Annotated in this window: 16 protein-coding genes; 6 read left to right on the forward strand and 10 right to left on the reverse strand. The window is 35.1% G+C overall.

Annotated features, from left to right (window positions below; translation table 11 throughout):
• Positions 1-75 precede the first annotated feature (75 nt).
• From BLP44_RS13265 to BLP44_RS13280, 4 genes are all read right to left on the reverse strand, one after another.
• Positions 76-1,113, reverse strand: coding sequence for an IPT/TIG domain-containing protein (locus BLP44_RS13265; RefSeq protein ID WP_091133554.1), 1,038 nt, complete (start codon positions 1,111-1,113; stop codon positions 76-78).
• 20 nt (positions 1,114-1,133) lie between these two features.
• Complete coding sequence (locus BLP44_RS13270) at positions 1,134-2,732, reverse strand: RagB/SusD family nutrient uptake outer membrane protein (RefSeq protein ID WP_091133556.1); 1,599 nt, start codon at positions 2,730-2,732, stop codon at positions 1,134-1,136.
• 11 nt (positions 2,733-2,743) lie between these two features.
• Positions 2,744-5,935, reverse strand: a complete 3,192-nt coding sequence (locus BLP44_RS13275; protein WP_091133558.1) for a SusC/RagA family TonB-linked outer membrane protein — start codon at positions 5,933-5,935, stop codon at positions 2,744-2,746.
• Between the two features lie 315 nt (positions 5,936-6,250).
• Positions 6,251-7,129, reverse strand: coding sequence for an AraC family transcriptional regulator (locus BLP44_RS13280; protein WP_008468130.1), 879 nt, complete (start codon positions 7,127-7,129; stop codon positions 6,251-6,253).
• 305 nt (positions 7,130-7,434) lie between these two features.
• Between BLP44_RS13280 and BLP44_RS13285 the strand changes: the two genes are divergently transcribed.
• The 5 genes from BLP44_RS13285 (at position 7,435) to BLP44_RS13305 (ending at position 13,833) form a co-directional block, all read left to right on the forward strand.
• Positions 7,435-8,571 (forward strand): glycoside hydrolase family 26 protein, encoded by a 1,137-nt coding sequence (locus BLP44_RS13285; protein ID WP_244511768.1) that lies wholly within the window; start codon positions 7,435-7,437, stop codon positions 8,569-8,571.
• Between the two features lie 37 nt (positions 8,572-8,608).
• Positions 8,609-10,000 carry an MFS transporter gene (locus BLP44_RS13290; RefSeq protein WP_091133560.1) on the forward strand — a complete coding sequence of 464 codons (1,392 nt, stop codon included), beginning with the start codon at positions 8,609-8,611 and terminating at the stop codon, positions 9,998-10,000.
• 26 nt (positions 10,001-10,026) lie between these two features.
• The gene (locus tag BLP44_RS13295) at positions 10,027-11,217 is read left to right on the forward strand and encodes a glycoside hydrolase family 130 protein (protein ID WP_091133562.1); all 1,191 of its coding nucleotides are present in this window, start codon (positions 10,027-10,029) and stop codon (positions 11,215-11,217) included.
• A gap of 6 nt (positions 11,218-11,223) precedes the next feature.
• Complete coding sequence (locus tag BLP44_RS13300) at positions 11,224-12,414, forward strand: AGE family epimerase/isomerase (protein ID WP_091133564.1); 1,191 nt, start codon at positions 11,224-11,226, stop codon at positions 12,412-12,414.
• A 132-nt stretch (positions 12,415-12,546) separates the two neighbouring features.
• Positions 12,547-13,833, forward strand: coding sequence for a glycoside hydrolase 5 family protein (locus BLP44_RS13305; protein ID WP_091133566.1), 1,287 nt, complete (start codon positions 12,547-12,549; stop codon positions 13,831-13,833).
• Between the two features lie 52 nt (positions 13,834-13,885).
• Here BLP44_RS13305 and mgrA read toward each other — a convergent pair whose 3' ends face one another.
• The 5 genes from mgrA to BLP44_RS13330 form a co-directional block, all read right to left on the reverse strand.
• The gene (gene mgrA / locus BLP44_RS13310; protein ID WP_066033809.1) at positions 13,886-14,842 is read right to left on the reverse strand and encodes an L-glyceraldehyde 3-phosphate reductase; all 957 of its coding nucleotides are present in this window, start codon (positions 14,840-14,842) and stop codon (positions 13,886-13,888) included.
• Positions 14,843-14,976: 134 nt separating this feature from the next.
• On the reverse strand, positions 14,977-15,543 hold the full coding sequence (locus BLP44_RS13315; RefSeq protein WP_091133568.1) for an HdeD family acid-resistance protein: 567 nt from the start codon (positions 15,541-15,543) through the stop codon (positions 14,977-14,979).
• 361 nt (positions 15,544-15,904) lie between these two features.
• Positions 15,905-18,202 (reverse strand): beta-glucosidase BglX, encoded by a 2,298-nt coding sequence (gene bglX / locus BLP44_RS13320; protein WP_091133571.1) that lies wholly within the window; start codon positions 18,200-18,202, stop codon positions 15,905-15,907.
• 401 nt (positions 18,203-18,603) lie between these two features.
• Positions 18,604-19,983, reverse strand: coding sequence for a sialate O-acetylesterase (locus tag BLP44_RS13325; protein WP_091133573.1), 1,380 nt, complete (start codon positions 19,981-19,983; stop codon positions 18,604-18,606).
• Positions 19,973-21,073, reverse strand: coding sequence for an SGNH/GDSL hydrolase family protein (locus tag BLP44_RS13330; protein ID WP_091133575.1), 1,101 nt, complete (start codon positions 21,071-21,073; stop codon positions 19,973-19,975). Before BLP44_RS13330 ends, BLP44_RS13325 begins: the two co-directional genes overlap by 11 nt.
• Positions 21,074-21,289: 216 nt before the next feature.
• On the opposite strand from BLP44_RS13330, the gene BLP44_RS13335 reads away from it, so the two are divergent.
• A complete protein-coding gene (locus tag BLP44_RS13335; RefSeq protein ID WP_091133578.1) occupies positions 21,290-21,796 on the forward strand; it encodes a C40 family peptidase in 507 nt (168 codons plus the stop codon).
• A 190-nt stretch (positions 21,797-21,986) separates the two neighbouring features.
• On the opposite strand, the gene BLP44_RS13340 is transcribed toward BLP44_RS13335, so the two are convergent.
• A complete protein-coding gene (locus BLP44_RS13340; RefSeq protein ID WP_091133580.1) occupies positions 21,987-23,564 on the reverse strand; it encodes a L,D-transpeptidase family protein in 1,578 nt (525 codons plus the stop codon).
• Positions 23,565-23,694: the final 130 nt, after the last annotated feature.

Below are 23,694 nucleotides of genomic sequence, written 5' to 3' on the forward strand. Positions count from 1 at the left end.
TGTGTTAAAAAAAGCATTCCCTAATTGAGTAGATTAGGGAATACTTGAAACAAAACTCAAACCAATACTAAGATTTTATTTTAAAACAAATCCCATGTCATCCATAAGAATGGTATTTCCTCCAAAACTTCCAGATTCCTGAAGCGTCAGCTGATCAAATGTTGTAGGATTTCCAATATCAGAAAACGGAATCTCAATTGTAGTCCATTTGTTCGTTAATGGCTTTTTAATTTGATAAGCCCATCCGCCAAAAACAAATATCACACTGGCATTTGCATTTGTAGAAACACTTTTTACTTTTACTCTAAAGGCTTTGTATTTAGAAACATCTCTTGAGTTAAATTTCATATCAGCTCCATTCCATCCGCCAAAAACAAATTTAATAGCTGCTTGCCCCTGGACTACATCATCTTTAAAATTTGTATCAAAAGTATCACTTCCGCTCCACATCCAATGTCCGGCATCACCTTGAATAACATCATCATACAATGCTGATCCAACTGCTTCTTCAGATGTGGTAGTTCCTGAGATATTGGTAACACTTACATATTTATCTGCAGAATTTGCTGGCATTTTAAATTTAATCTCTGTTAATGATGAAGAAACTATCTCTGCCTCTGTGGTTCCAACCTTAACTATAGGATCAAGGAAATAATCTCCATAAATGGTAACCACATCACCATCTGCCGCATTTATCGGGTTATAACTTCCAAACTTAGGCGTTGGAGGCGCTATAACAAAATCGTATAAAACTGTTCCTTGTTTTGTAACCAATTTCAATTTATTGCTTGCATCTGCATAAGGTGTTTTTTCATCGATTAAAACAAAAATTGCAGTATCGGTAACTAGTGTAGGGTTAAAATAAGTATCAAAATCATTAAAGTAGATTTTTGTTACACCTGAAAGTCCTTTTCCTTGAATAATATAATAATTTTTAGGATCTCCAACTGTAACAGGAACCAAATCACCTTCAACAGATTTTGCAACACTTGTAATGACTGGCGCTCCGGAACTTCCAGAAGAGTCATCATTGTCGCAAGATGAAAACACGCCCAGCACTATAAATGCCATTGTAATGAAAGGCAAAACGTATTTTATTTTTATATTTTTCATATCAGTCTAATTTTTAGGGATTATTTAAAAGTATACGGAACTGGAGCCTGTAACAATTTAGGATTTTTAGCCACTTCGTTATCTGGATAGTCCATATAAAAGTCATTTGTTGCGTGATCTTCACTATAAACTGGTGTATAGTAACGCTCTCCATATCTGTCTCCTCTATTTTGTGCCGACATAATAGCGATTGCTTTCGCTTTGTCTATACGCCCCAGATCAAACCAATAATCTCCTTCAAAACATAATTCTTTTCTTCTTTCTAAAAATATATCATCAAAAGTAATTGAAGTTAAAGCGGCTAAACCTGCTCTCTTTCTTACTGCATTTATTGAACTTAAAGCTGATGCATCTGAAGTGCTTGCTCCTCCAGCTAAAACTGCTTCAGCATGAATTAACAACAATTCTGCATAACGCATTACATACGTATTATTATCCATCATTGCCCATGCATCTGCCTGACCTGTAACATTTCCGTTAACTACACCAATACAATATTTTTTAATTGCTCCACCAGAAGCTTGAGCAAGATCTTTACCTGATGGAACTGTAAATCCTATTCCTTGCGTAGTTTTAATATTTGGATAAGTGTCACCGCCAACCATTACAGTTTCATGTTTTCTTAAATCTCCAGCATCATATAAAGAAAGCATAACTTCTTGGCTCGGGCCAAAAACTCCCGCATAAGATGCATTTGAAGTTGACAATGTGCCATCTTGGAATCCGAATTGTGTATTACAGTTATTTGCAGAACCATAAGCTCCGTCTCCTTTCCATTGAAGAGCAAAAATCGATTCTTCGTTATTATTGTTTGCATATGTAAACAAATCACCAAAACTTTTTCCAGGAAGCTGATCTCCTCCTAAAAGTTTAAATTCACCGCTATTGATAACATCTTCTGCCATTGCTCTTGCCTTTGCATAGTCTTTTTGATACAAATACACTTTTGCCAGCATTGCTTTTGCAGAACCTTTAGAAACGTGTCCGTTATTTGCATAATTAGCCCCTCTGTTTTTTGCCACCAATAAATCAATTGCCTTTAAATAATCAGATGTAATTAATTTATAGATATCTTCAACGGGATTTGTATTTACATAAGGATTACTGGTATAGTCTAATGGATTTTCAATAATGGGCACTGGTCCCCAAAGTCTCACTAAATCAAAATAAGCAGTAGCTCTCATAAAATACGCTTCTCCAATAGTATTATTCAAAACATCTTGAGAAACACCTGGTCCTACTCTTGCCGCAAGAAAGTTAATAATCATATTGGACTGCTGTACGTTTGCCCATAAAGATGACCAACCATTTACTAATTCTGGATCGCTTCCGTTTAAAGAGAAAGTTCTTAATCCGCTCACGTCAGGAGAACCAGAATACATGTTTCCAGATCCTACTTCCAGCGCCCACCAGAATTTATTATACATTTGAAACCAAGTTCTGCTATACATCCCATTTGTTGCCGATGACACTTGCTCGTCTGTGCTGTAATACGAATCCAAACTTATTCCATCTTCAGAAGGTCTATCAGTAAAATCGTCCTGACAAGATCCAAAAGTCAAAAATGCCACTGCCATAAAAAGCAGGCTATATCTATTTAAAAAAGATTTCTTTTTCATTTTCTTTAATTTTAAAATTCTAGGTTAAGTCCAACTAAAAATGTTCTCGCTACGGGATATCTTCCGTTGTCAATTCCTGATAAAAGCACATTCTGATTAAATGAACCAATCTCCGGATCATAACCTGAATAATTTGTAAACGTATACAAGTTCTGTGCAGACCCGTACAATCTTAATCTTGAAATTTTATATTTTGAAATTACATCTTGCGGCAAAGAATACCCTAGTGTTATATTCTGAATTCTTAAGTACGATCCATCTTCAACATAACGATCTGAAATAAGAAGGTTATTATTTGAAGAATCTGCAATTGGCCTTGGGTTATTACTTGCTGTATTTGTTGGAGAATAATAATCCATTGCCTCCACTAATTGGTTATCATATAAGGAAGCATTTGTTGTACCAGCTCTTCTTGTCAAATTCATAACATCATTTCCGTACGAACCTTGAAGAAAAATAGAAAAATCTACGTTTTTATATTTGAAATTGTTTGTAAATCCGTAAGTGAATTTTGGATGCGGATTCCCAATGAATGTTTTATCATTTGCATCAATTTTTCCGTCTCCATTTACATCCACATATTTAACATCTCCCAAAGCTGTTTCTCCTGCTCCCGTTCCTACCGCCTGACCAAATTGAAGCGGTGCATTATCCAAAACTGTTTGATCCTTGAAAATTCCGTCTGTTTTATACCCGTAGAACAATCCAATCGGATTTCCAATTGTAGTATTGGTAACTACTACTGGCTGATATCCGTTGGTATTAACCTCTTGAGTTAACACAATTCCGTTAGCAATTTCGTCTAGATTATTTTTGTAATGAGAAACCACCAAAGATGCATCCCAATTAAAGTTTCCTGAAGATCTTAAATCGTATCCAACCGTAATATCATAACCTTTATTACTCATAGTTCCCAAATTCGAGTATGGAGCAGAAACTCCTCCGTACTGACCTCCACCACCTGTCAGATATAAAGGTAACGGCACTTGAAATAAAAAACCTTTAGATTTTTTGTCATAAACATCAAAACTTGCAGAAAGTTTATTATTCAGCAATGTAAAATCAATACCTAAGTTGGTCTGATTCAAAGATTCCCAAACTAAATCTGGATTCGGATAATTTGATGGCAAGAATCCGCTTCCTAAACCTGAATTCTGCGTTCCTAACATTGCAGAGTAACTGTTATTTGGAATCTGCTGATTTCCTGTTTCTCCATAACCCACTCTAAATTTAATATTGTCTATATATTTACGAGTTCCTTCCATAAAAGACTCGTTAGACAATTTCCATGAACCAGAAATAGCGTTAAAAACCCCTTTTTGGTTATCTGTAGTCGGATCAAATTTCGAAGAAACGTCCTGTCTGATAGAAGCCGTAATACTATATTTATCATTAAAGTCATAAATAACACGAGCAAACAAAGACGAAAGTGAAGCACTTCCTTTATATTGTGTTATCGTATTATTATCAACATCTGCTAAATTAATGGTGTGAATTGAATTTGTTTTAAAACCTTGCGCAGATGCAATCAAACCTTCCCAATGAGAATCATTTGCTTCCTGACCTGCCAAAAGCGTTATTTTGTGCTTGCCAAAAGTTCTGTCGTAAGTCAGTAAATTTTTAATATTTGTAGAATACCAGTTTTGTCTTCTTACGTCCAAATCTGCCAATAAATTTACCTGGCTTCCCCATGCATACGATGGTCTGAAGTCATCATTCTCAGAAAACTCCGTATTTGCGGCAATTTCAATGCGATATTTCAATCCTTTGATGATATCTGCCTCAGCATAAACATTTCCTAAGAAATTTTTTCTAACCAATTTATTTTCCCTAGTTAACGCCTCAGCAACTGGATTATAATAGGTAACGCTTTGTTCAGAAGATGGCGGACCTGCAAATGAGCCATCAACATTTCTAACCGGAATATCAGGAGATTGCAATAATGTATTCGAAATTAATCCTGAATAACTTTGGTTTACCGTAATTCTTTCATTTGTAATACCTCCTGTTAGATTTCCACCAATTCTTAACCAAGATTTAATTTTTGAATCCAAATTCAATCTAACCGTATATCTCTTTAACCCCGAATTGATAATCGTTCCTTCATTATCCAAGTAACTTCCAGACAAATAATAGCTTGTTCCATCTTTCGCACCAGAAAATGAAAGCTGATGACTGTTAGAAATAGCCGTTCTATATACTTCATCCTGCCAATTTGTGCCAGCTCCTAGCAATTCAGGATGAGAAAACTCCTGACGAGTCTGAAAACCCCATAATTTAGCCAAATTGGTTTTTAAAGTTGCGTATTCTGACAATGTCAAAACATCCAATTTATTGCTTATTGTTGCAAAAGAAGTATAGTTCTCATACGATACTTTTCCGCCGCCTTTCTTACCCGATTTAGTTGTAATAATAATAACACCATTTGCACCGCGAGACCCATAAATTGCAGTTGCCGAAGCATCTTTCAAAATATCCATAGATTCAATATCATTTGGATTGATCATAGACAACGGACTCATAGCTGTATTACCACTTCCTCCAGAGGCAGAAAACCCGTCCTTACCTGCCAAGGTCTGCCCGCTCGTAGATTTACCAGTTGCATCTCCAGAAATTGGCACACCATCAATGACGTACAAAGGCTCATTTGTTCCTGTGATAGAAGTCGTTCCGCGAACTCTTACAGAAGCTGCACCACCCGGCTGGCCAGAGTTATTTGTTACCGAAACTCCCGCAGCCTTACCTTGAAGCATCTGATCAATAGAAACTTGTTTTAAGTTTTCAATATCTTTGGAGCGAACAGAAGAAATAGCTCCATTTACATCTTTCTTTTTCTGAGTTCCATATCCAATTACAACAACTTCTTTTAAGTCTTCTGAAGACGGTTTTAAAGAAATATTGATTTTAGTTTTGCCCGCAATGGCAATTTTTTGGGAATCAAAACCGATAAATGACACTACCAAAGTCCCATTTGAAGGGGCATCAATACTATATTTACCGTCAAAGTCTGAAGATGCGGTATTTTTAGATCCAACAACAGAAATGTTGGCTCCAGGAATTGTCATTCCTTTATCATCAGACACTACTCCTGTTATTTTAACCTGAGCAGTAATAAAATTACTAGTCAGCAGCAAGAATACAATCAAAGGAACCGCTCTGTGGTTAGCATTCCAATGAAGAAAGTGAGTCATTAGTTTTTTCATAATAATGTTTGGTTAGTTAAATTTGTTTATTGCATAATCTTAAAAGCAAATGCCAGGGTAATTTTTACTTTTAAATTATTTCAACAAATCTATAACAGCGAGAATTATCAAATCGATAATATTATATCATTTAATGATAATATTTTTACTATAGGCGATTAAAAAAACATATACAAAAATAAAACCGCCTAAAAATTAAATTATTCGCAATGACAATCCTCAAAAAGAACCTAAACAATGAATAAAAACTAATGAAATATCAAAAATCAAACGTTTTCGTTAAAAATAATATTTATTTGTGATAAAAAAGTATCACTATAAAATACGTTTCAGCCCCGAAAATTCTTCACGATATTGACTTGGCGTACAATTTTTTGTCGCTTTAAAACTGCGATTGAAGTTTGCAATGTTATTAAAGCCAGATTTAAAAGCAACCTCAGAAACACTCATGTCTTTTTCTACCAGCCAACGTGCTGCGTAACCAATTCGGATATCATTTATATAATTGACGAAAGTTTTTCCTGTACGTTTTTTAATAAATCTATTAAAAGAAATGATAGACATACTGGCTACATTTGCTGCATCTTCTAAAGTAATTTTCTCAGCGAAATTTTTCTGCACGTATTCGTAAACCAATTTCATTTTATCATAATCATCAAACGTATCATAGTCTACAGTATATGTAGAAAGTAAACGCTGATTTCTGGAATTAGCCAGATCATATAACAAAGAAGTAATCTCTAAGAAATAATCCATACCATCCAATTTAGAAAGCTTCACAAGCCTTGGCGTTAATTCTTCGGCTGTTTTTTTCGAAAACAAAATGCCGTGAATAGATCGGTTAAACATATCCCTGATCGGATTCATAATACGTCTTGCAAGCAAAGATTCATGAAATAAATCATTATGAAATTGTATCGTTATCTCGTGTATTTTTTTATTGGTGCATTTATTCAATTCCCATCCATGGTATAAATTCGGACCAATGAGAACCAACTCTACATTATCAATTTCTTCAATATTATCTCCTACAACCCTCTTTACTCCTTTTCCATTTAGAATAAAATTGATCTCAAATTCTGGATGATAATGCACCGGGAAATCAAAACTATCTTTTACGCGATCAAAAACCAAAAAGCTGTCACTAGCAGCAAGCGGCGCTATTTCTCTATAAAAATTTTTCGTAGTACTCATATTAAAAAGTATTTTTCAGAAAGGTGATATTCTATTTTTTGATTGCAATAATATGATATATAATTGATAAAATAATATTAATCACAGTTTAATCATCCGTTTATCTTTGAAAAAATTAATTATCATATCTTTAAAAAGAATATTAGTAATAAACATTAATCATTTTTAATCAAATAACTTTTTATAGTTTTAATAATGTTAAAGACAAATTGCTAAAGAATTTTAGAATAAAAAACTAACAGATTTTAAAATCATAAATATCATATCTTTAGCAGTTAGTGCCATTAACTATCAATAAATCGACAATGAAAAAACATTTTATCATGCTTCTAACGGCTGTTTTTGTAAGCACTTCATGCGAATCGCAAAAAAGCAACAGTAATACAATTTTGTCACTTTCAGATAAAAAAGCAACAGCTGAAACTCAATCACTTTATAAAAACTTAAATACATTATCTCAAAAAGGATTCTTATTTGGGCATCAAGACGATTTGGCTTATGGTGTAAAATGGAAATATGAAGACGGACGAAGCGATGTAAAAGATGTTGCAGGCGATTATCCAGCAGTTTATGGATGGGACATTGCAGGTTTAGAAAATGATAAACCTAATAATATTGACGGTGTTCCTTTCAATAAAATGAAACAATATATCATAGAGGCAAATGCACGTGGCGGAATTTCAACCATCAGCTGGCATTTTGACAATCCCGCAACAGGAAAAGATGCTTGGAATAATATTCCTAATTCTTTAAAAACCATTTTACCTGGAGCTCAAAATCATAAAAAATTCACTTCTTGGCTAGATAAAGCGGCAACTTTCTTTTTGTCATTAAAAGATAAAAACGGAAAAAACATCCCGATACTTTTTAGACCTTTTCACGAACTTACGGGCGGATGGTTTTGGTGGGGAAAAGGAAACTGCACTCCAGAAGAATTTAAAACCGCTTGGAAATTCACTTTCGATTATCTCCAGAAAAAAGGGGTTCACAACCTTATTTATGTATATAATACAAGCAGTTTCAGCAGTGAAGACGATTTCTTGGCCAATTATCCTGGAGATGAATATGCTGATATTTTAAGTTTTGACACTTATCAAAATAATGATGATTCGACTGGTGAGAAGTTTATCAGCGAAGTTCAAAAGCAATTTAAAATTTTAAACGAAATATGTCTTCAAAAAAGCAAACCAATGGCATTGGCTGAAGCTGGTTATGAAGCCATTCCAGATCCAAAATGGTGGACAGGCACTTTATTGAAAGCAATCGGAGACTATAAAATTTCTTATGTTTTAATGTGGAGAAACCATGGCTGGCAGGAAAAAGAACAAAAAATGCATTATTATGCTCCATTTTCTGGTCAAGTAAGCGAGAAAGATTTTGTTGATTTTTATAATCTAGATCAGACAATATTTGAGAAAGACATTCCGAAAAAATTAAAATAACTGCCACAAAACAAATTAAAACCTTAAAAAATAACCAATGCACGACAAAATTAGTTTAAAAGAAAAAATCGGTTACGGACTTGGAGACGCTGCTTCATCTATGTTCTGGAAAATTTTCAGCATGTATCTCCTCTTTTTCTACACCGACGTTTTCGGATTAGCGCCTGCCGTAGTGGGAACCATGTTTTTAATCACTCGAATCTGGGACTCTTGCTTTGATCCGATTGTTGGAATTCTAGCCGACAGAACCAAAAGCAAATGGGGAAAATTCAGACCTTATCTTCTTTGGGTTGCCATACCTTTTGCCGTGATTGGAGTTTTAACTTTCTATACTCCAGATTTTGACGAAAAAGGAAAAATCATCTATGCCTATGTGACGTATTCTTTAATGATGATGATTTATTCTTTAATCAATGTTCCGTACGCATCACTTTTGGGCGTAATGTCTTCTGATAGAAAAGAAAGAAATACGCTTTCATCTTATCGAATGGTTTTTGCTTTTGGAGGAAGTCTTTTGGCACTTTGGCTGATTGAACCTTTGGTAAACTACTTTGGTGGAAATCTAAATTCTAAAAGTGGCTGGCTGGCAACAATCGCAGTTTTCGGATTAATCACAACCATATTTTTTTGGGCTTGTTTTGCATTTACTAAAGAAAGAATAAAACCTATTGCAGACGAACAAAATAACCTAAAAGAAGATTTAAAAGATCTCCTAAAAAATAAGCCTTGGTGGATTTTACTCGGAGCAGGGATTGGAACTTTGGTGTTTAATTCCATTCGCGACGGAGCTGCGGTTTATTATTTCAAATATTATGTCAGTAGTTCTATCAATTTTGATTTTTCATTTTTCGGAACCGATTTTCATATGACACCAACCTCAATCTACTTGGTTTTAGGACAAGCTGCAAACATCATCGGAGTTATTATAGCTACGCCAATTGCGAATAAAATTGGGAAAAAGAAAACCTTTTTTGGAGCAATGGCTTTAGCTGCAATCTTAAGCCTTATTTTCTATTTATTCGGAAAAAAAGATATTTTCTTAATCATGAGTTTCCAAGTTTTAATCAGTATTTGTGCAGGCTGTATTTTTCCATTAATCTGGTCAATGTACGCCGATAGCGCCGATTATTCAGAATGGAAACAAGGACGTAGAGCTACAGGACTAGTATTCTCGGCTTCATCCATGTCACAAAAATTTGGCTGGACCATTGGCGGCGCTGGAGCGGGCTGGCTTTTAGGCTACTTTGGTTTTCAGGCCAATGTCGAGCAGACTGCGACAGCTCAAAACGGAATTCAATTAATGTTAAGCATACTACCAGCAATTGCGGCCGCAATCTCGGTAGCTTTTATAGCATTTTACCCTTTATCAGAAGAAAAATTACAGATTATAGAACAGGATTTAAGCGAAAAGAGAGATCAAAATCAATAAAAAACCAAAGACAAAGCAATCAATTTATGACAACAATAACATCTTCAGTCCATTTTCAAGAAAGAAAATCGGCATTAGAAAAAGAACATAAAATACTTATTGAACAAAAAAACGAACCACAGGAAATTGTTGGAAATGGCATTTATGACCGTTACAAAAATCCTGTTGTTACGGCTGCTCATATTCCGTTAAACTGGCGTTTCGATTTTAATGAAAAAACAAATCCGTTTTTACAAGAAAGAATTGGCATCAATGCTGCTTTCAACGCTGGAGCAATGAAATGGAATGGAAAATATCTTTTGGCTGTTCGTGTTGAAGGAATAGACAGAAAATCATTTTTTGCCATTGCCGAAAGTCCAAACGGGATCGACAATTTCAAATTTTGGGACAAACCTTGTGTAATTCCGCAAACAGAAGATCCAGATACAAATGTGTATGACATGCGTCTGATTAATCACGAAGATGGTTATGTATATGGCATTTTTTGTACTGAAAGAAAAGATCCAAATGCTCCAAAAGGCGATACAAGTTCGGCCGTTGCTAATGCAGGAATTGTTCGATCTAAAGATTTAGTAAACTGGGAAAGATTGCCAGATTTGATTTCAAATACTGGCCAGCAGCGAAATGTAGTGTTGCATCCGGAATTTGTAAACGGAAAATACGCTTTATACACGCGTCCACAAGATGGTTTTATTGATGTTGGATCTGGAGGCGGAATCGGTTTAGGATATGTTGAAGACATGAAAAATCCAGTTGTTAAAGACGAAAAAATTATTTTCGGAAAACAATATCATACCATTTACGAATTGAAAAACGGTTTAGGGCCAGCGCCAATCAAAACTTCAAAAGGATGGCTGCATTTAGCGCACGGAGTTCGTAATACTGCTGCTGGATTGCGTTATACTTTGTATATGTTTATGACTGATTTGAATGATATTTCGAAAGTAATACACGTTCCAGCTGGACATTTTATGGGACCTGAAGGAATTGAAAGAGTGGGCGACGTTTCGAATGTTTTATTTTCTAACGGATGGATTGAAGATGAAGATGGAACTGTTTACGTTTATTACGCTTCATCGGATACAAGAATGCACGTGGCAGTTTCAACTGTAGACAAATTAGTAGATTATGTTATAAATACACCCGCAGACACTTTTGTTTCTGCTGGTTCAGTACAAACTATCATCAATCAAATCGAAAAAAATAACGCAATCTAAAATACCGTGTCATTACAACTCAAGCTTTTAAAATCGGAATTAACGGCAGAACTGAATTCTATTCTTAACTATTGGTCAGAACATACTATTGATGACCAAAATGGTGGTTTTGTCGGGCAAATTGATTTTAATGATCAACTCATTCTCAATGCTGAAAAAGGTTCGGTTTTAAACGCCCGAATTCTTTGGACGTTTTCTGCCAGTTACAAAACCACTAAAAGCGAAAACCACAAAAAACTGGCAGAAAGAGCATTTGAGTTTCTCGCAACTTACTTTTATGACACACAATTTGGAGGTCTTTTTTGGAGTATAAATGAGGATAAAACTCCAAAAGACACCAAAAACCAGATTTATGCTTTAGCTTTTGCGATTTACGGATTATCTGAATTTTACAGCATTACAAAAGAAGAAAAAGCTTTAGAAATAGCTACAAATTTGTATTTAAAAATTCAGGAACACAGCTATGATCCTGTAAACAAAGGCTATTTTGAAGCTTTTACCAGAGATTGGCAACCCATGGAAGATTTGCGTTTGAGCGCAAAGGATGCCAACGAAAAGAAAACCATGAATACGCATCTTCATATTATTGAGGCTTATGCGAATTTATACAAAGTTTGGAAAGACGAAAATTTGCTGGCAACGATTATCGAATTATTAGAAACTATCGAAAAATATTTTATCAATACCGAAACAGGACATTTACGTTTGTTTTTTGATGAAAACTGGAAAGAGAAGCCAGATGTCATTTCGTATGGACATGATATTGAAGCGGCTTGGCTTTTGCAGCAATGCGCTGAAATTTCAGGAAATGAAACTTTGATTGACAATTATAAAAAACATGCCATTCAAATTGCAGAAGTAACCAAAGAAGGTTTAGATGCTGATGGCGGTTTATGGTATGAATTTGATGCTGAAAAAGATGAATTAATAGCAGAAAAGCATTGGTGGCCACAAGCCGAAGCTTTAATCGGTTTTTACAATGCGTATCAATTGACAGGAAAAGTAGAATATCTTGATATTGTTTACAAAAACTGGAAATTCATAAAAAAACACATCATAGACCCACAAAACGGAGAATGGTTTTGGGGAGTGTACGAAGATTATAGTGTAATGCAAAAAGATAAAGCTGGATTCTGGAAATGTCCATATCATAACAGTCGTGCATGTCTGGAGCTTATTCGTCGAATTGAAAATTAAAATTTCAAATAAAAATCAAAACGTCTTATAGAACGTAAAGCCCTAGCCCCGATAGAAGCGGCATCCTTTTATGGTGGGGTTCACCATAAAAGATAGAGCGGATAGCGGGATTAGCTCCTTAAAATATAAATTATGAAAAATAGATTTTTTAAAACACTTTCATTAATCTTAATTTTTACTGCAATTGCTTGTCAGGCACAGGAAAAAATTACTGTGAAAGGAAATCAGTTCTATAAAGGCGACAAACCTTACGCTTACATTGGAACCAATTATTGGTACGGAAGCATGTTGGCATCAAAGAAAATAGGAGACCGTAAAAGACTGTTGCGCGAATTGGATTTAATGAAGAAAAACGGAATCGATAATTTGCGCATTTTGGTTGGAGCAGATGGTGGGAAATACGATTTCACGGTTCGTCCTGCGTTGCAATACGAACAGGGAAAATACGACGAAGATTTATTGGACGGACTGGATTTCCTGATTAGCGAAATGAGCAAACGAAATATGTATGCCGTTTTATATTTGACCAACAACTGGGAATGGTCGGGCGGAATGTCACAATATTTGGAATGGAATGGCAAAGGTCCGGTTCCAGTTCCTAATATTCCGCCGAATACTTGGCCGCAGTTCATGTCGTATACAGAACAATTTCACAGTTGTGAACCTTGTATGGAAGCTTTAAACAGTCATGTGAAGTTTATTATTGGCAGAACAAATGCGTATTCTAAAAAGAAATACAATGAAGACAACACGATTATGTCGTGGCAGGTTGGAAACGAACCAAGACTTTTTACGGTAGAAAATGAAGCAAAATTCACGAAATGGCTAAATTCTATTGTGGATTTGATTGATAGTTTAGACAAAAACCATTTGGTTTCTACAGGTTCTGAAGGAAAAAATAGCTCGAATGATAGCATGGAAATTTTCGAAAGAACGCATCAAAACCCGAATATTGATTATTTGACCATGCACATTTGGCCAAAAAACTGGAACTGGTTCAAAGCTGATAATGCCGAAACAACATTTCCAAAAACCATTGAAAACGCTGGAAAATATATTGACGATCACATCAAAGTAGCCAACAACTTAAACCGTCCAATAATTATTGAAGAATTTGGTCTTCCGAGAGAAAATGAAAATCTGAATGCTGGAGCTCCTTCTGTTTACAGAGATAAATTCTACAGTTATATTTTCGGAAGAGTTGCCGAAAGCGTTAAAAATAACGGTCCGTTAAGAGCTGCCAATTTCTGGGGTTACGGCGGCGAAGGAAAAGCAATTCATCCAGATGGAAAATGGAATCCGGGAGAACCGTTCACAACAGATCCGCCACAAGAACCTCAAGGTTTAAATTCGGTTTTTAATGGAGATAAATCAACATTAGAAATTGTGAAAGAGTATAATTTGAAGTTAAAAAAATAAATGATGATTAGGGGCAACCTAACAGGTTTTAAAAACCTGTTAGGTTTAATTATTATGATAAAATACTCTCAATCGCATTCAATTCATCATGCGAAAATTCGGTATTCTGTAAACAATCAATATTGTTACACAATTGTTTTACAGAACTAGCGCCAATTAAAACTGATGTAATTCGTTTATCTTTCTGAAGCCAAGCCAAAGCCATTTGCGCCAAAGACTGATTTCTGTTCTGAGCAATTTCATTCAGCTGAATTAATTTCTGAATTCTTTCCTGCGTCACCTCATCCTCTCTTAAATGCCCGTTTGGATTATGCGCTCTTGAATTTTCTGGAATTCCGTTTAAATATTTATCAGTCAAAAGTCCTTGTGCTAAAGGCGAAAATGCAATACAGCCGACTCCCTTTTCTTCGAGAACATCCAACAAACCATTTTCAACCCAACGCTCCAACATCGAATATTTAGCCTGATGAATCAAACAAGGCGTTCCTAATTGTTTTAAAACATCAACCGCAACACGAGTCTGTTCTGCCGAATAATTACTAATTCCAACATACAAGGCTTTTCCACTTCTAACAGCATGATCTAGCGCCATCATCGTTTCTTCAATCGGAGTTTCTGGATCTGGGCGGTGCGAATAAAAAATATCTACATAATCAATACTCATTCGTTTCAAACTTTGGTCTAAACTTGAAAGCAGATATTTACGAGAACCCCAGTCGCCATATGGCCCTTTCCACATGGTATAACCCGCTTTTGTAGAAATCACGATTTCATCACGCAAATTTCCCTGAAAGTTATGCCATAATATTTTTCCGAAATTCTCTTCAGCAGAACCTGGAACAGGACCGTAATTATTCGCCAAATCGAAGTGTGTAATTCCTTTATCAAAAGCCTCAATAGCAATACTTTCGGCATTTTCAAAATTATCAACCGATCCGAAATTATGCCATAAACCTAAAGAAATCTCAGGCAATAATAAACCACTTTTTCCACATCTATTATATTTCATTGTTTTAATTTAAAAGTTGGAGTTTTAATAGATTTTAAAGATAAAAAAAACTCCCGCAGATTTGGCAGATTTAGGAGATTAAAAAATCCACTTGATCTGCTAAATCTACGGGAGAAAATAAATCTTATTCTTTTTTAAACTAAATCATGCAGTTTTTTCAGTTTAAAAGAAAAATAAATATAAAAAATCCCGCTTGCGATGAAAGCAAAAGCAGTCCAATATACTATTGAAAGTCCTGCAAAAACAGGATTCCATAATAACAGAAAAGAAAACAAAAGTCCCAAAATTCCTAATCCTAAAAGATTTTTCCAGTCGGGAACAGAATAGCTTTTTAAGTTAAAAGCCATAAAAATAGCCATTACAGAACGAAACAAAATAGCCAATCCGACATAAAGTGGCAAAAGTGTTACTGAAACTAATGGATTAGCAATTAATACTATTCCAACACCTAAACCAATAATTCCTGATACCAGTGTCCAGCCCCAATTGTCTATTTTTTTTCTATTTGAAAGCGCAAAAATAATTTCAAAAATTCCGCTGACCAGAAATGACACACTAAATAAAAATGCCAATGTTAAATATGCCTTTACAGGTGTGGCAAAAGACCAAAATCCGATGATTACAAAAAGTATTCCCACTAATAACGGAATGTACCAATAATCAATTGCTGCCTTCACTTTTTTAAATAAAGAATGTTCCATAATACTATTTTAAAATCTTGCCTACTCTAGAAAGTTTTCAGCTTACCTTAAATCACCAATTAAAAATATTTAATTGGCTGTCTATCAAAGATAAAACAAAAGCATAAACCAAACACTTTTTCTGTAATAAAATACTGATATATAAATACTTGAGCAACATGACAAATCAATAGTGTCCAACTTTAGCTGGATGAAAACATAAACACAATCAAAAGGGCTTTAGCCAAACTTACAAAGTTTGGCTAAAGCCCTTTTCTTATTCTTATTCCCCTAGCTAAAGCTAGGGGCTATTCAAAAATCTTCGCGTCTTTGCGAGATTAAAAAAACTTAGTGTCTTAGCGCCTTCGTGGCAAAAACCCTTTTACTCTTTTATCTCGAAACCACTTTGCAAACCTTTATCAGAGCTTCCTCCAACCATGATTTTAAAAGTTCCAGGTTCTACTAAATAAGCTCCTTCATTATTGTAAAAACCAAGTTGTTTGTCCGTTAAAGTAAAAGTTACCGTTTTAGTTTCACCTTTTTTCAGATTCACCAATTCAAAACCTTTTAGTTCTTTAATTGGGCGAACGATACTGGCATATTCATCATGAATGTACAATTGCACCACTTCTTTTCCATCATAATTTCCAGAGTTCGTAACCTCAACGCTCACTTGCACTTTTTCATCTTTTGCAAAAGAAGTTTTATTCAATTTCAGGTTCTTATAATCGAAAGTGGTGTAGCTCAAACCAAAACCAAACGGAAATTGAGGTGTTTTCTCGACATCCATATAGTGCGACCAGAAAACATTTTTATCACTATCAATTGGTCTTCCTGTACTGTATTTGTTGTAATAAATTGGCACCTGCCCTACATTTCTTGGAAACGACATTGGCAGTTTTCCACTCGGATTATAATCTCCGTATAAAACCTGAGCAATCGCATTTCCAGCCTGAGTTCCCAAATGCCAAGCCTCAACAATTGCTGGAACATTTTCTGCCGCCCACGGAATACTCAACGGACGGCCGTTATTTAAAACCAAAACTACATTTGGATTTACTTTATAAATTTCTTCTAATAACTCTTGTTGTAAACCTGGCAGATTCAAATCAGTTCTACTTCTTCCCTCACCGCTTTGAAAACCATATTCACCTAAAACCATTACGACAACATCTGCATTTTTTGCTGCTTTTTTCGCCGCTTCAAATCCCCTTTTGTCTGTTGTGTTGAAAACTGTTTCAGTTAAGAAAGTCGCTTTTTGTTTTAACAAATCAACACCTTTTTCAAAAGTCAGCTGATTGCCTTTATACTGCTGCATTCCTTCTAAAACTGAAACCGCAGTATCATCAGAAGCTGCAATTCTCCAGCTTCCCAACGGACTGTTTTTATCATTTGCCAAAGCGCCAATCAAAGCAATTTTCTGTCCAGATTTCTTTAGCGGAAGCAAATTCTTTTCGTTCTTTAATAAAACGATAGATTTTTTTGCCATATCCAAAACGCCTTCATTGTTGGCTTTACTCCCAACCACTTCTTTTTCGCGTTTTTCATCACAATATCTGTACGGATCATCAAATAATCCTAATTCAAATTTTACGCGAAGAATTCTGCGTACGGCATCATCAACCAAAGATTCTTTTACTATTCCAGATTTTACCAAATCAACCAATTTGGCCACATACAAATACGATTCCATATCCATATCAGAACCTGCAATAACTGCTTTTGCCGTTGCATCGGCTTCGTCTTTGGCATAACCGTGCGCAATCATTTCGCGAATCGAAGCATAATCTGAAATTACAAATCCGTCAAACTTCCATTTTCCTTTCAAAATATCTCTCTGTAAAAAAGCATTTCCAGTTGCCGGAACACCATTCAACGTATTAAACGAATTCATAAACGTACGAACTCCGGCATCTGCAGTTGCTTTAAAAGGAGGCAAAACCGAATTGTATAATTTCGAATTACTTATGTCTACAATATTATATTCCAATCCCGCTTCAACATAACCATAGGCGGCAAAGTGTTTTGCACAAGCTGCAATCGTATTTACTTTTGCCAAATCAGCAGTCGTTTCGCCCTGAAAACCTTTTACACGCGCATAAGCGACTTTACTTCCCAAATACGGATCTTCTCCCGCACCTTCCATCACACGTCCCCAACGCGCATCATTTGCCACGTCAACATTTGGCCCAAAAGTCCAATTAATTCCAGATGCCGAAGCTTCATCTGCCGCAATAGCCGCCGATTTTTTAATCGCTTCTAAATCCCAACTCGCTGCTTCTGCCAACGGAATCGGACTTAACGTTTTATAACCATGTATTACATCAAAACCAATAATTAGCGGAATCCCTAATCGCGTTTCTTCAACCGCAATTTTCTGAACCGCACGAACTTCTTTCACTCCACGAACGGTCAGCATCGATCCGACTAATCCTTTTCTTAAATGTTCGTATTTTAATTCCGCCGTTCCACCTTTTGGCGCTGGTCCCGTTACATCCCAAAAACCATTGTATTGATTCATTTGCCCTACTTTTTCCTCAAGCGTCATTAACGGTAAAAGCAAATCGATACGTTGTTCAACAGTTTTATTTTTATCCAGATATGGCTTTTTCTGTGCATTCATATTTCCAATCGTAAAAAGGGAAAATACCCCAATAATTAGTATTTGTTTATTTTTCATATGTGGTTTAGTTAGTTTTTTCTTTAAGATTCTGAGGTTATGAGATGATAAGATTCTAAGTTTTTTTGGGGCGTGTCCCGCCGAAAAAGGCGGGTCGGGCTTTCGGCTATATCTTTTGTTCCGTTTCTCTTCACAAAAGGATACCGCCTCTATCCCTCACGCAAATCGTTTTCAAAAGAGTATTTTCGGCTATCTTGTCATCCTGAGAAGGATCACACTAGAAACTCCGCATAGAACTTCGTCAATCTTTGTCGGCTCCCGAGTATGATCCTTCGTTCCTCAGGATGACAAACTTTGTGTCTTTACTTTGTGGAGCTTCTTGCGGGGCTTCGACTTCTCATAGCCTGACAAAAAATCTAAAATCTAAAGTCTTGCTTCTTAATCCTTTCTTCTTTAAACACTCACTCAGAAACAAAACAAGACGCCGGCAAATTCGCTTTATTAAACAAATCTGACTGAATCGTATTTCCCCATGCAAACCTTACTTTTGTTGGAGAAACCACTTTTTTACTTGTCAATATCACTTCGTTATTTTTAATTGAAGCTTCGGCTGGATAGAAAACTCCATCTGTTCCCGCAACTTCAAACTGATTCGATTTTTTATCTTTGAAATATAATCCTTCAGCATAATCAAAAGAAACGGTAACTTTGTTTTTATCTATTTTAATGGATTTAAAGAGCGGCCCATTAACTAAATTAGAATTTACTTTATAGGTTTCAGCCAAAGCTAAATTGGCCAAACGAATTCCAACCGCTTTTTTATTTTTTGGATGAATATCAATAGTGTCTGAAACATCGCTGATAACTACCATTCCGGTTTTCGAAACCTCTTTCAGCAGTTTTCTCTGGGAATTTCGAACTGTTACATTGGAGAAATTATTCGAACCTGTTTTAAATGGCGCTATCTGAACATAATAAAACGGAAATTCGTCTTTCCATTCTTTTCTCCAAGACGTAATTAAAGCGCCTAACGTTTTATCATAAACCAAAGAGCCAACATTTGATTCTCCCTGATACCAAAGCGTTCCTGCAATTTTAAATCCAACTATTGGATAAATCATGGCATTGTAAGCACGTCCAGGCTGCCTTGGTCCGTATTCTTGTTCGTTGAGTTTTTTGGCATTTTCCAATAAAACAGGATCGTTGTTTACCACTTCTTGTGACATCCAGATTTCAGCAGGAGTTCCTCCCCAATTGGAAGAAATTAATCCGACTGGGACATTTTTCAAATCTTCGCGCAGACGTTTGGCAAAAAAGTAGCCAACCGCACTAAAATATTTCATTATTTCAGGAGTCGATTCCGTCCAGTTTCCCAGTAAATTGTTCTGCGGATTTTCTGCCGTTAATTTCGGAACTGTAAAAAATCGAATGTTAGGATTTGTGGCATTTTTCATTTCTTCTTCGCCATCATCAATTCCCCAACTTACCGACATTTCCATATTCGATTGTCCAGAGCAAAGCCAAACTTCTCCAATCAAAATATTTTTAAAAACAACTTCATTGTAACCTTTTATCGAAATGGTAAAAGGTCCGCCAGCTTCTGGAGTTTTAATGGTTAATTCCCATTTTGCCTGATTGTTGGCAACCGTTTTATATTCCTGATTATTCCAGCTAGAAACCAGTTTTATTTCTTCTTTTGGATTACCCCAACCCCAAATTTTCACTTCAGAATTGCGCTGTAAGACCATATTATCACCAAAAATATTCGGAAGCGAAACGTTTGCCATCATAGTACTGGAAATCAATAGAAAGAAAACAAACTTAATTATATTATTTTTCATTTAGCAATTTCTTTAAAAATGGTGCATATTCATTTGCCAAAACCTTATGATCTGCAACATCAGGATGTCCGCTACAGCCATTTGGAGTCATCGGTTTAAATTTGAAAATTTGAATCGGTTTGTGCGCTTTATCATTCGCGAAAGCATTTTTAACTTTATTCAAGCAATCTTCAAAAACTACTGCTCTATCTCCGCCAACCATTGGACTGTTTGTAATGACAATCTGTGCTTTCGGATTATGTAGGTACAACATCTTTATAAAACTGATGTAATTCGAAACATATTTTTCAGGATTGAATGGTAGACGCTCTTTCTTACCGTCTCCACCAGAAAAATCATTTGTTCCTAAAGCAATACTTATAATATCTGGCTGAAAAGCAAAGTCGTACTTTGGCTTTGACACATCTTTTGTGAGATATAAATTTGGATACACATCTGGCATTATGGCTTCATCTTTATGCTCGTCATTCCAATTTCTGTACATTCCGATTCCCGAAACACAGCTCATTAAATAATCTGCTCCAATTGCTCTTGAAAGTGTTGGTCCATAAGCGTAGTAACCATTGTGATGATCCATATATTCTCCTTTATCACAAGGAATATCTGACGGATCGCTCGCTGCGCCGCACGTAATAGAATCACCGATAAATTCGATTTTCTTTTTCTTTTTAAATGAAATTGGAACCAGTTTTGCCGTTGTTCCAGCAAACAAAATATTACCGCTTTGGGCTTCTGTATTTTTGTAGATTTCTAGTCGATGCTCTTTTTGATTTGAAGTCACTTTGATTGGAAATGACTGAATCGCTCCTTTTTCAATTCTAACCTTTCCTATATATTTCCCATCCAAAACTAATTGCACATAATTATGATGTTCATAAGAATCAACGCTTTGAAGTGAGATTGAGCATTCATTTCCTGTAAAATTAAAAGAAACCGAAGAAGCCGTTCCGATTAAAATTACCTGATCATTTTGAAGTTGATCAACTCGGCCTTCGTATAAAAAAGTTTTATTCGTATTTTGAGTTTGGGCATTAGAAAAAGCCGAAATCAGCAAAAACGAAATTAAAATAGCTGTTTTTTTGGGAAACATAATTTATTTGTTAAATCTAAATACGATTAACAAATATATTGGAAAGAGTTTATCTAAAAAGATACTAAAATGTCAAAAAGCAATAAAAAAACACCACATAAACACATCATTTGGGAACTAAATAGTACTTATTTGTATTTTTTAGGGTGCTCATGTTCTTTTTAAAATAAAATAACAGTTTATATTTAGCGTTTCAATTGATATAAGACCAGAGAAATGAGATCGCGCCTACTATTTTTTTTATTGCCATTTGTTTTACTTTCTTTCACAATAAAAAAGAAAGAGCCTCAACATTTAATTCCAAACACTAAAATTCAGACCGAAATAAATCGCGATTCCATTATTGCTTACGCGAAACAATATTTAGGAACTCCTTATGTATACGCCAGCAGCAATCCCAAAAAAGGTTTTGATTGTTCAGGTTTTGTCAGCTATGTTTTTAACAATTTCGGATTGACATTACCAAGAAGTTCCAGTGGTTACAAAAACATAGGCAAAGCTCTAAAACCAGAAGAATTTAAAGTGGGAGATGTATTAGTTTTTTATGGTTACAAAAACAGAAATGTTGTCGGTCACCTCGGAATAATTTGTGAGGCCAACGGAATGCAGTCAAAATTTATTCATGCTTCCTCAGGAAAAGCACAACAGGTAACTATAACAGCGCTTGATACAGAACATTATACCAAACGCTTTTACAAATGTGTTGATGTCTTATCGAAATAAGTTTTGCCACAAATTACACAAATTTCCACAAATTTATTTTTGCCACTCCCGATAGCTATCGGGATAAAAAGATTAACACAGATTTTTTATAATCATTTCAATCCTTTAATCTGTGGCTTTAATTTTTTCACCCAATTATTGAATAGATTCAGTTTTGGAATTTGGATTTTTGAAATTGGAATTTAAAATTTTATTCTTCTGTTAAGAGTTTAATCATACTTTCATCTCTTCCATAAATATCTTTATAGAAATTTAAATTACCTTGTCGATCTACCCAAGCGGTAAAATATCCAATATAAACTGGAACTTTTTTCTTAAGCGTATACCAACTTTCTTTTCCAGCATGCATGGCTTTATCAATTCTTTCGGGAGTCCATGCAGGGTCTACTTTTAACAACTCTATGGCCAACTCTCTTGGTTTTGCTACACGCACACATCCGTGGCTAAAAGCTCGACTTTCTCTTTCAAACAAACTTTTTGATGGCGTATCATGCAGGTAAATATTGCTTGAATTCGGGAATAAAAATTTCACCAATCCTAAAGAATTATTTTTTCCTGGAAGCTGACGCACTGCACCATTGTTCCATTCTAGATTTTTCTTTTGCAGATAGTTTTTATCCTTAGCCATGCCTGGCTTAATTTCCGATTTTATAATACTTGGCGGCACATTCCAATACGGACTGAAAACAATATTGCTCATCATTCCGCTGAAAATAACCGTTTTTGTCATAGCTCTACCCACAACAACTGGCGATACAAAAGCAATTTTACCATCTTCGACTATATACAATCTAAATTCAGGAATATTGACTTCTATATACTTCTGCCCTTTCTCTAATTCCGGATCTATCCAGCGGCAGCGCTCCATATTAACAATAATGGTCTTGATACGATCTGAAACAGAAATGTTCAAATCATTTATATGCTCGAGAAGAATCGTGTTTTTTGGGGTATAACCATGACGCAATTCATAGTTTTTCATGGCTTTAATCAAAGTCGTATCACAAATAGCACTTTTATTGTCCTCTTGAATGTCTTTGGTAATAAAAAGTCTCTCTCTAATTTGCGCCACAACAGCAGACGAATCTCCTACTTTCAGGCTTTTATAATCTTCACCTGTTTCAATAGTTTTCCAACCTCCATTTTTCTCAATTTCTCTATACTCTTTCAGAGCATCGCGCAGTTTGTAATACTGGCTGAACATCTTTTTTTTCTTATCATCCAAAATGGTTGATTTTTTAAAAATAGAATCTGAAAGCACTTGGTAATTAAGCTTTTTACGAGGTAAAAGCCATTCTAAAGAAACCACTGTTTTTTCGTCAAAACCGCCTACTTTTTCACCATAATAGTAATATAAATTAGAAAGCAGTAAATCGGTATCTTCTTTTGTGATTTTGGTGTTTGCATTATTATCAAAAACAGAACTTAATTGCTCATTATAAGGATAATTCGCTTTTAATCCTTCTTGATCCAAATTTTTGTATTGGTTAAATAACGTATTGGCAAATTCTACAATTCCTTTATTATCTTGCCACAATTGAGTCGACTTATTTTTTTGATATAAAGCAGTTACATCATTTTTAAATTTATCCAGTTTTGGATAATTTTCATAAAACTTCGCAATACGAACACTGTCAATTGTAAGTTTTAATTCAGGGACTTTTTCAACTGTCTTTGTTAAGTTTTCCTCTTTTTTATCAGCTTTCGAATTACACGAAAAAACAGCAAAAAAAACAATAGCAATAATAGGCGTATACCAGATTTTCATAACTCAAAATTTTTGATTAAAAGTAGAAAAAATTATATTAAAACAAAGAACACAGCAATAAATCTTAAACCTTATTTTTTTGAAGTTTAAGCGGTTAATAAAAATAAAAAGCTCCAAACAATTTACATGT

The sequence above is a fragment of the Flavobacterium anhuiense genome, assembly GCF_900101855.1.
Classification (GTDB): Bacteria; Bacteroidota; Bacteroidia; order Flavobacteriales; family Flavobacteriaceae; genus Flavobacterium; species Flavobacterium anhuiense.

Bases quoted from the DNA above. Each gene is read 5' to 3' on its own strand.
- BLP44_RS13330 (WP_091133575.1), bottom strand. From the start codon at position 21,073: ATGTTTCCCAAAAAAACAGCTATTTTAATTTCGTTTTTGCTGATTTCG.
- BLP44_RS13265 (WP_091133554.1), bottom strand. From the start codon at position 1,113: ATGAAAAATATAAAAATAAAATACGTTTTGCCTTTCATTACAATGGCA.
- BLP44_RS13335 (WP_091133578.1), top strand. From the start codon at position 21,290: ATGAGATCGCGCCTACTATTTTTTTTATTGCCATTTGTTTTACTTTCT.
- BLP44_RS13290 (WP_091133560.1), top strand. From the start codon at position 8,609: ATGCACGACAAAATTAGTTTAAAAGAAAAAATCGGTTACGGACTTGGA.
- BLP44_RS13285 (WP_244511768.1), top strand. From the start codon at position 7,435: ATGAAAAAACATTTTATCATGCTTCTAACGGCTGTTTTTGTAAGCACT.
- BLP44_RS13315 (WP_091133568.1), bottom strand. From the start codon at position 15,543: ATGGAACATTCTTTATTTAAAAAAGTGAAGGCAGCAATTGATTATTGG.
- BLP44_RS13340 (WP_091133580.1), bottom strand. From the start codon at position 23,564: ATGAAAATCTGGTATACGCCTATTATTGCTATTGTTTTTTTTGCTGTT.
- BLP44_RS13275 (WP_091133558.1), bottom strand. From the start codon at position 5,935: ATGAAAAAACTAATGACTCACTTTCTTCATTGGAATGCTAACCACAGA.
- BLP44_RS13280 (WP_008468130.1), bottom strand. From the start codon at position 7,129: ATGAGTACTACGAAAAATTTTTATAGAGAAATAGCGCCGCTTGCTGCT.
- BLP44_RS13295 (WP_091133562.1), top strand. From the start codon at position 10,027: ATGACAACAATAACATCTTCAGTCCATTTTCAAGAAAGAAAATCGGCA.
- BLP44_RS13305 (WP_091133566.1), top strand. From the start codon at position 12,547: ATGAAAAATAGATTTTTTAAAACACTTTCATTAATCTTAATTTTTACT.
- mgrA (WP_066033809.1), bottom strand. From the start codon at position 14,842: ATGAAATATAATAGATGTGGAAAAAGTGGTTTATTATTGCCTGAGATT.
- BLP44_RS13325 (WP_091133573.1), bottom strand. From the start codon at position 19,983: ATGAAAAATAATATAATTAAGTTTGTTTTCTTTCTATTGATTTCCAGT.
- BLP44_RS13270 (WP_091133556.1), bottom strand. From the start codon at position 2,732: ATGAAAAAGAAATCTTTTTTAAATAGATATAGCCTGCTTTTTATGGCA.
- bglX (WP_091133571.1), bottom strand. From the start codon at position 18,202: ATGAAAAATAAACAAATACTAATTATTGGGGTATTTTCCCTTTTTACG.